Annotated in this window: 6 protein-coding genes and 1 tRNA gene; 2 read left to right on the plus strand and 5 right to left on the minus strand. The window is 44.3% G+C overall.

The genetic code is table 11. From position 1 onward, the window contains the following. Positions 1-167: 167 nt before the first annotated feature. From ubiK to A1QO_RS04130, 4 genes are all read right to left on the minus strand, one after another. Complete coding sequence (gene ubiK, locus A1QO_RS04115; protein ID WP_017034606.1) at positions 168-419, minus strand: ubiquinone biosynthesis accessory factor UbiK; 252 nt, start codon at positions 417-419, stop codon at positions 168-170. 145 nt (positions 420-564) lie between these two features. Further along, positions 565-3,687 (minus strand): multidrug efflux RND transporter permease subunit, encoded by a 3,123-nt coding sequence (locus A1QO_RS04120; RefSeq protein WP_017041094.1) that lies wholly within the window; start codon positions 3,685-3,687, stop codon positions 565-567. A gap of 11 nt (positions 3,688-3,698) precedes the next feature. Continuing rightward, positions 3,699-4,805, minus strand: coding sequence for an efflux RND transporter periplasmic adaptor subunit (locus tag A1QO_RS04125; protein WP_026026859.1), 1,107 nt, complete (start codon positions 4,803-4,805; stop codon positions 3,699-3,701). Between the two features lie 19 nt (positions 4,806-4,824). Further along, the gene (locus A1QO_RS04130; RefSeq protein ID WP_017034603.1) at positions 4,825-5,409 is read right to left on the minus strand and encodes a TetR/AcrR family transcriptional regulator; all 585 of its coding nucleotides are present in this window, start codon (positions 5,407-5,409) and stop codon (positions 4,825-4,827) included. Between the two features lie 220 nt (positions 5,410-5,629). Between A1QO_RS04130 and rep the strand changes: the two genes are divergently transcribed. Beyond that, positions 5,630-7,645 (plus strand): DNA helicase Rep, encoded by a 2,016-nt coding sequence (gene rep / locus A1QO_RS04135; protein WP_017039599.1) that lies wholly within the window; start codon positions 5,630-5,632, stop codon positions 7,643-7,645. Positions 7,646-7,787: 142 nt separating this feature from the next. Here rep and A1QO_RS04140 read toward each other — a convergent pair whose 3' ends face one another. Continuing rightward, positions 7,788-8,201, minus strand: a complete 414-nt coding sequence (locus A1QO_RS04140; protein ID WP_017038750.1) for a c-type cytochrome — start codon at positions 8,199-8,201, stop codon at positions 7,788-7,790. A 297-nt stretch (positions 8,202-8,498) separates the two neighbouring features. On the opposite strand from A1QO_RS04140, the gene A1QO_RS04145 reads away from it, so the two are divergent. Then, a tRNA-Arg gene (locus A1QO_RS04145) sits at positions 8,499-8,575 on the plus strand. Positions 8,576-8,645: the final 70 nt, after the last annotated feature.

Below are 8,645 nucleotides of genomic sequence, written 5' to 3' on the forward strand. Positions count from 1 at the left end.
GAAATACTCATTTTCTGCTAGTAAACGCCGTGTTTCCTCTTTGAACTTAAGCTCTAACGCTACGCATTTACTTTTAATGTAAAGAGCGAATAAAACAAATAAAAAGGGCTTGGTCAGTGGTGACCAAGCCCTTTTTATGGCTGCTATTTATCGGATAAGGTAAGTGATTACTTATCTGCTAGCTTCTCTTCAAGCTGAGCAAGTTTTTGCTCCATTTCTGTCAGCTTCTGGCGTGTACGCAATAGTACTTGAGTCTGAACATCAAACTCTTCACGGCTAACCACGTCCAGTTTATTCAGTTGCCCTTGGATAACTTGACGCACTTTCTGGTCAACATCCGCACCAAGCTCTTTAACAGGGGTTGGCATAGAGTCATGAATTTGCTTCGCGATTTGCTCTAATTTCTTTGGATCAAACATGTGGGCTGAAACTCCTATTCATTTATGTCTCCATTCTATTTAAAGCGAGCATAAAAGTCGCTAGTTGGTGGAAAAAATGTTCAGTGATACGAATGTCGGGACATAAAAAAGGCCACCGAAGTGGCCTAGTAATGCTTATTTACGGTTAGCTTGGGTGAGATATTTCTCGTTGAGCGGCTTTTGCTTCATCAATACGCGCGAGCTTCTCTAGATCTTTATCTTCAACAAACACAGGCAGTGGCTTGTGCTTTTCTGCAAGGTAACTGTAGATAACCGGCAGTACGAACAGAGTAAAGAGAGTACCAATAGCAAGGCCAGCAACGATAACAATACCGATACTGAATCGTTGAGCGGCACCCGCGCCAGTTGCGTACATGAGCGGGATAAGGCCAGCGATCATCGCGGCGGTTGTCATGAGAATAGGGCGAAGACGAACTTTGGCCGCTTCCATCACCGCATCGATACGACTTTTCTTATTATGAAGTTGCTCTTCTTTCGCTACTTCACAAATCAAAATACCGTGCTTAGTGATAAGACCAACTAACGTAATCAATCCCACCTGCGAGTAGATATTCATTGAGGCTGCACCCCATGCCAAAGCAATCAAGGCACCACAAATAGCCAGTGGTACAGAAACCATGATGACAAGTGGATCTTTAATCGATTCAAACTGAATAGCCAATACGAGGAAGATGATCGCTAGTGCTAATCCAAATGTTGCATAAAGCGCACTTCCTTCGGTGACATATTGGCGTGATTCACCCATGTAGTCGTGGTTATACCCGCTAGGCAGTTTATCGGTTGCAATCCCTTCAAACCAATTGACCGCATCACCCATTGCAGTACCTGGAGCAGGTACTGCGCCGACCGTGGCAGAATTTAGCTGGTTGAAGTGAGGCAAAGAACGAGGTTCAGCAATCACATCGATTTGAATTAGGCTACCTAAAGGAACGGCTTTTCCATCAGCGGCGCGAACATAGTAGTTATTCATTGATTCTGGGTTTAAACGGAATTTACGTTCAACCTGTGGAATCACTTCATACGAGCGACCATTGAGGTCAATACGGTTGACATAGCCGTCCGCCATCATGGTGCTCAGCGTGATGCCAATGTCTTGCATCGTCACTCCGTACGCGCCTGCTTTGTCTTTGTCGATGTTAATTTTCATCGTTGCTGAGTCAAAGTTTAGGTCCAGATCGGAGTAAACAAACATAGGGTTAGCGGTTACTTCACTTAGAACATCTGATGCGACAGTAAATAGGCTTTCGAAGCTGTTTGGTGTAGTAATAACAAACTGAATAGGTAGGCCAGAACCAGCACCTGGAAGTTCGGGCATTTGGAACGCGGTTACTGCCATTCCTGGAACATCGGTAACTAGCCCTCCAACACGTTTCGCCACTTCTGCTTGGCTTGTTTCACGCTCACTCCATGGCACCATAGAAGCAATACCAAAGGCTTGGTTTGCGTTGGGTACACCGGTGAAAACTTGCGCGAAAGAGACTTCCGGTTGAGCGGATAGAATCTCGTTTACATCGTTCATGGTGTTTTGCATGTAATCAAGGTTGGCGTTTGACGGCGCAGTACCCATTAACATGATCACACCTTTGTCTTCCGAAGGAGCAAGTTCACTTGGAATGAATGAAAACAGTACTGGTAACACGGCAAACACAATCACTGAGAAACCAATCACAACAGGGCGATGGGCCATCACTGCTTTTAGCATACGTGCATAACGGTTAGTCATTCTATCGAGGATGCTATGAACGGTTTTCTCAAATTTGCTTGGCTCTTCATTGGCTTTCAGCATCTTTGAACACATCATCGGCGATAGAGTTAATGCTACGATACCAGAAACAAATACGGCTCCTGCTAGCGTTAACGCAAACTCTTTAAATAGTGAACCGGTAATGCCGCCCATCATTGCAATTGGTGCATAAACCGCACCAAGGGTTAATGTCATCGCAATAACTGGAACGGCAATTTCACGCGTACCAATAATCGCCGCTCTAAAGGGAGATTCGCCCAGTTTTAGGTGCCTATCCACGTTCTCGAGAACAACGATGGCATCATCTACCACCAGACCGATAGCCAATACCATTGCCAATAGTGTCATCAGGTTCCAAGAAAAGCCCATCACTTGCATTACCATTGCTACACCAATCAACGACAATGGAATCGTGACGATCGGAATCAATACCGCGCGAAACGAACCTAAGAATAAAGTGATCACTACCAAAACGATCAGAGCGGCCTCAAGGATGGTTTTAATTACCTCATTGATAGACTCGTTAATCGCGATGGTCGAATCGTACATCACATTCATTGCGATGTTACTCGGCAGGTTCTTCTCTAGCGTAGGCAGAAGCTCAAGTACATCGGCGGCAATGTTGATTGGGTTTGCACTTGGTGCAGCATTAATAGCCGCTACCACAGCCTCTTGGCCATTAGCACTGGCTCGATAGACGTCGTGACTTTTTTCGAGGCTGACCTTCGCAATGTCAGATAAACGAACAACTTCACCTTCCGTCCCTCGAACGACTAAGTTCTCTAATTCCGCGACATTAGATACTTGCGTATCGGCGCTGCCATTGTAGAGTACAAACTCACCGGTTACTTGACCTGTCGCTGATTGATAGTTGTTAGCATTCAAAACGCCCATTACATCAGTTGCGGTTAGGTTTAAAGCTGCCATTTTGGAAGGATCAAGCCATACACGCAGTGCGTACTTCATACCACCATACAGATCAACTTTAGAGACACCGTTAACGGTAAATAGCTGTGGGTTGACCACTCGCTCAAGGTAGTCGGTAATTTGGCTCGATGCGAGTTCATCACTGGTAAAACCAATATAGAGTACCGCCGTGGCAGAGCCTGTCGACATGGTTACTGTTGGATCTTCAGACTCTTTGGGTAGTTGAGATCGAACCGAGTTAGTCTTAGCCAATACGTCAGACAGCGCCGCGTTGGGATCGGTATTTAGCTTCATCGTTACTGTGATGGTTGATTTACCATTCACAGACTGCGAAGTCATATAGTCGATATTATCGGCCTGTGCGACCGCTTGTTCTAAAGGCTGAGTAATAAACCCCTGAATCAAATCGGCACTGGCACCATAGTAACTCGTGGTAACGGTAACAACGGTATTCGTCATTTCTGGGTATTCACGAACCTGCATTTTGAAGATCGCCTGCATACCAAGCAAAGCTATCAAAAAGCTGATCGATACTGCCAGAACTGGACGTTTTATAAAAACATCAGTAAAGCGCATAATTTCTCCAGTTACAGCATTGGTGTTTCGGCAGGTGTTGTTGTGGCATCGCTTTCAACAACACGCACTTTCGCATCGTTACTTAAACGAACCTGACCGGTGGTCACAACCAGATCACCAATCTCAATACCTTCGAGAACGTGTGCAACATCAGCACTGCGTTCGCCGATTTTTACTACATGTTGTTTCACGCGTTGTTCGCCATCTTGTTCTGATATGATGTACACACTGTCACCATACAGCGTATAAGTGATCGCCGTTTGCGGCACGACCACTTGATTCTCTAGCACAGGAAGAATGATATTGGCGCGAGCAAACATACCGCTGCGCAGTAAGCCATCACTATTTGGAATATCGGCCTGCACTTCAATAAGTCCGCTTTGTACGCTGACTGCGGGTTCAATCGCACTGATTGCACCTTTAAATGGCATGTCTGGATAAGCATCTACAAAAATATCAATGGCTTGATCGATTCTAATTCGAGAAATGTCGGTTTGTGGAACCGTAAAGCGTAGACGCATAATGCTAGTATCTTCTAATCGAACAATATCTGTGCCTGCTTGCAAGTATTGCCCGAGATAAACATTACGAATACCGACAACGCCGGAGAAAGGCGCTTTAATTTCACGGCGGTCAATGGACGCTTTTAAACTCTCAAGATCGGCCGATAGAGAATAATAATTCGCTTCAGCATCATCGTACGCTTCTTTTGAAATAGAGCCTTTCTTATACAAACCTTGGTAACGCTTGTATTTAGCTTCAGCCGCTGGCAAGCGTGCTTTTGTGCTTTTAAAATTGGCGATTTCAACCTCAGAGTCAAGTAGCACCAAAGATTGGCCTTCTTCAACCTGTGTGCCTGAGTCGAAGGTGATTTTATCGATGACACCGTTGGTTTCATTCGCAATGGTCACACCTTGATTTGGTTCAATAAAGCCGATCGCTTCAATGACAGGAACCCAGTCTACCGATTTGATTTCGACGGCAGTGACTGGAAATTCTGGTTCAGGTCGATTAGCAAGGTATTCAGCAATTTTCTGCTGTTTAATTAGATTAAAACCTATCACACTGCCAAATAGGACAATGGCGATAAGTAGCATAAAGAAAGTCCACTTTTTCATTCTGCTTACAACTCCGGAGTTAGTGGTTAATTATGGCATCCCAACTTGCATTGATCGCCGCTTCAATCGCGTCGTCGCTGAGTTGGTATTGTCCAAAAGTGTGCTTACGAGCCAGTGTCACGCTTGTTTCCAAGCTCAATGCTGAAAGCAGTTCATTATCAAGTTGTTTAAAAATGCCTTGTTCTTTGCCTTGAGCAAAGAAAGCAAAGACTTCATTAAACATACCGCGCTCCTCATCTTGCTGAGAGGTGCTACAATTTGCTATGGGTGTTGAGTCATATTGGATGCGATTCTTTAGCATCGCAATATCAGAGCCAACTAAATTCCAAATATTGAGCCACATTTGTCGATAACGAATTTTTAGTGGCATAGATTCATCGACATTTTTTTGCACGACGTCAGCAATGCTTTGTGCCACATGCAACCTCAGCTCTTTAATCAAATGCTCTTTATCGTCAAAATAGCGATAAATTGTACCCGCAGCGACTCCGGCTTCTTTGGCTAATTTTTGCATTGAAAGACCTTGCAAGCCTACATCAGCAACAACCGCACCTGCTGCGAGTAATATCTTTTGACGTTTATCATCTATCAGTTTGCTAGTCATAAGACACCAGTAATGAATGAACGTTCATTCATTATAGCCCAATAAGTACATTAGAAAGCAAGCATGAAATGAATAATTGTTAAAAATTCTTATCAATTGGACGATAGCATTCGTGTTATAGCAGGATTATTATAGACGACATCATGAGTACAAGTTGAAACACTATGAATATCTGCTGCATTATTATAGCCAACATTAAGAGTATAAAGTTGAGAACACCATGAAGTTGAACCCACAACAAGATGAAGCCGTAAAGTTTGTATCAGGACCATGCCTGGTGCTTGCTGGAGCGGGTTCAGGAAAAACTCGGGTAATTACCAATAAAATTGCTTATTTGGTTCAGCAATGTGGTTATAAGGCACGAAATATCGCGGCGGTGACGTTTACTAATAAAGCGGCACGCGAGATGAAAGAGCGCGTGGGACAAACCTTAGGAAAAGCGGAATCCAAAGGGTTGATGGTTTCTACTTTTCATACTTTGGGTCTGAATATTATTCGTCGTGAATATAAAGTGCTGGGTTTAAAGGCGGGTTTCTCGTTGTTCGATGACCAAGATCAAATGGCACTATTAAAAGAGCTGACAGAAAAACAGCTCGATGGCGATAAAGATTTGTTGCGCCTGTTGATGAGTAGCATTTCAAATTGGAAAAACGACATGCTCACAACCGACCAAGTGAAAGCGCGGGCGGTGGGAGAGCAAGATCAGCTGTTTGCTTTTTGCTATGAAATGTATCAAAAGCAGATGAAAGCGTATAACGCACTCGACTTTGATGACCTTATTTCGTTACCGGTTCTGTTATTGCGCACCAACGAAGAGGTACGTAAACGTTGGCAGCAGCGCATTAAGTACTTGTTGGTGGATGAATATCAAGACACCAATACCAGCCAATATGAATTGGTTAAGTTAATCGTGGGTGAGCGAGAGCGTTTAACCGTGGTAGGGGATGACGATCAGTCTATTTATTCATGGCGTGGTGCGAAACCGCAAAACCTGGTACTGCTTGGTCAAGATTACCCAAATTTACGCTTGATTAAGCTAGAGCAAAATTATCGCTCTACGTGTCGAATCTTGCGTGCCGCGAATATCTTGATCGCTAACAATCCTCATGTGTATGAGAAAACCTTGTTTTCTGAAATACCCGAAGGTGAAAAACTTAAGGTGTTGTTGGCAAAAAATGAAGACCACGAAGCGGAAAGGGTGACGGGAGAAATCATTGCTCATCGGTTCCTAAACCGCACACACTATAAAGATTACGCGATTTTGTATCGCGGTAATCACCAGTCGCGTTTAATCGAGAAATCCTTAGTTCAAAATAAAGTGCCGTACAAATTATCGGGGGGAACGTCGTTTTTCTCTCGAGCAGAAATTAAAGACATCATGGCTTACCTGCGAGTGTTGGTGAATCCCGATGATGACAACGCATTTTTAAGAATCGTCAACACGCCGCGTCGTGAGATCGGCCCTGTGACGCTAGAAAAGCTGGGTAGTTACGCCAACATGCGTGGTAAAAGCTTGTTTTCTGCCAGTTTTGAAATGGGCCTAGAGCAACATTTAAAAGGTCGAGGTCTCGAGAATCTGCAGCGATTCACCCAGTGGATAGTTGCGATTGCCGATAATGCAGAGAGAGGTAATACCGTCGAGGCGGTTCGTTCACTGGTCCGCGATATCAACTATGAAGATTGGTTGTATGAAACCTCTTCAAGCGCCAAAGCGGCAGAAATGAGAATGAAAAATGTCTCGGACCTGTACTCTTGGATCGTGGCGGATTTAGAAGGCGACAATTATGATCAAGAAGAGAAGACACTCAAAGAAGTGGTTCTGAAGTTAACGCTACGCGATATGATGGAGCGCGGAGAAGATGATGAAGACAGTGATGCGGTTCAGTTGATGACCTTGCATGCCTCAAAAGGCTTAGAATTTCCTTATGTTTATCTGCTTGGATCTGAAGAGGGCATTTTGCCACACCAAACCAGTATTGATGAAGATAACGTGGAAGAGGAACGTCGTCTTATGTATGTCGGCATTACCCGCGCACAGAAAGAACTCACCTTTACTATGTGTAAAGAGCGTCGCCAGTACGGTGAACTGATAAAGCCATCGCAAAGTCGCTTTCTTGATGAGCTACCCTTTGATGATGTTGAATGGGAATCGACTAAAAAGCCTGTTTCCGCAGAAGAGCGAATGGAAAAAGGGCAGGCCCACATCGCCAATCTCCGCTCGATGTTTAAAAAATAGTCAATTGGGTTTGAACGCAAGAAATCAGTACTGTCGCTAGGGCATATAAGAGCGGGTACAAAAAAGGCTTGGTGACAAAACCAAGCCTTTTTTCTCTGACAATTGACCAAGCTAACAACTGACCAAGGAAAAGAGGACGTTGTTAAATACCTTCAATCATGTGCTCAATAGCAGCAATGATTTCATCGTCTGAACAGTCCATACAGGCGCCTCTTGCTGGCATAGCGTTGAAGCCATTGATAGCGTGATCGGCAAGAACGTCTTTACCTTGAGCAATTCGTGGAGCCCAGTCACCCGCATCACCGGTTTTAGGGGCGCCACTCACACCAATACTATGACAAGCAGTACAGAACATGCCGTAAACCGTTTTGCCATCGCGAGGGCCGCTTGCTTCAGCAACAACAGGCTCACTGCCAGCTAAGTAAACGTCACCAACAGGTTTGATGCGTTCCGCAATAGCATCATACTCTTCTGGGCTAACACTACTTGCGTACGCTGCTGTAGAACATAACAAAGCTGCGAACAATACACTTAAGATTCGTTGAGACATATCCATTAAACTCACTTTATATTCCTAAGGTAAGTACATGCTTACCAATTATATAGTTAATTGTTTTTATCCCGATCTAACCACTCGAAAGTCTGTTAAATCAATGTAAACAGTGGGTGATTATATCCTGATAAGTTGTTGCATTAAACAACAAGTTATCGCCGATCGAATGATTATTCTTTATGAAATAGGTCTTTGTCACACTTTAATTGCCCAAAAAGGCGCCAAACGATAAAAAAAGTTGAAAAAGTACTAGACGACATAGTGTGAACTACGTATTATTCCACTCCGCCGATAGGGCATGCGCCCGTAGCTCAGCTGGATAGAGCGTTGGCCTCCGGAGCCAAAGGTCGAAGGTTCGAATCCTTTCGGGCGCGCCATCCGGATGCTTACACAAGTAAGTGACATATTGGCAAAACATAGTGGTGGCTATAGCTCAGTTGGTAGAGC

This window comes from Vibrio genomosp. F10 str. ZF-129, from assembly GCF_000287055.2.
Taxonomy (GTDB): Bacteria; Pseudomonadota; Gammaproteobacteria; order Enterobacterales; family Vibrionaceae; genus Vibrio.